General features: G+C 66.8%; 1 protein-coding gene. It reads right to left on the reverse strand.

The genetic code is table 11. The features are described 5' to 3' along the window. Positions 1-788, reverse strand: a 788-nt coding sequence (locus SPH52_RS22450) for a TRAP transporter substrate-binding protein (RefSeq protein WP_411797273.1), incomplete at both ends; no start/stop codon positions are given.

Below are 788 nucleotides of genomic sequence, written 5' to 3' on the forward strand. Positions count from 1 at the left end.
TCGCGCAGCGCCTGGGGGTTCTCCCACTCGCTCTCGGAGAAGCCGAACAGCGTGGCGGAGCGGCAGCCGGTCTCGATCTGCGCGCGACTCAGGTCGGAGAGATCGTTCCACACCTCGGCATTCACCAGCAGGTGCGAGGTGGTGTAGGTCTGGTGCCAGCCCGGCATGATGTAGTTCTGTACGATTTCCTGCATGCCCAGGATGCGGTCGACCGCCGGGGCGGAGAACTCGGTGGCGTCGATCGTGCCGCGCTCCATGGCCTGGTAGAGTTCGCCGCCGGGCAGCATGGTCACGGAGGCGCCCAACTGCTCCATCACGCGCCCGCCGATGCCGGCGAAGCGGATGCGCAGGCCGTCGATCTGATCGAGGGACTCCAGCGGCTCGGCAAACCAGCCGGCGGCTTCCGGTCCGATGACGCCGCACAGCAGTGCCTTGACGCCATAGGGCTCATACACTTCCTGCAGCAGGTCGTCGCCGTCGCCAAAGTAGTGCCAGGCCATGAAGGCGGGCGGCTCCATGCCGAAGGGAGGACCCGACAGCAGCGGCAGTACCGGGATGCTGCCCTGGTCGTAGCCGATCCAGGTGTAGCCGGCCGGGTAGCGACCCTCGGATACGGCATCGAGAATCTCGAAGGGCGGAATCAGTTCGCCCGGCTCGTAGTAGCGCAGGTTGATATTGCCACCGGAGATCGCTTCCAGGGTTTCGGAGAGGTGCACGACCGGCGTGCTCAGGCCCACCAGGTGGGACGGGAAGGCGATGGGCACCTGCCAGCGCACGCGCTCCTGGGC

It is taken from the genome of Halomonas sp. A29, assembly GCF_046723295.1.
Lineage (GTDB): Bacteria > Pseudomonadota > Gammaproteobacteria > Pseudomonadales > Halomonadaceae > Halomonas.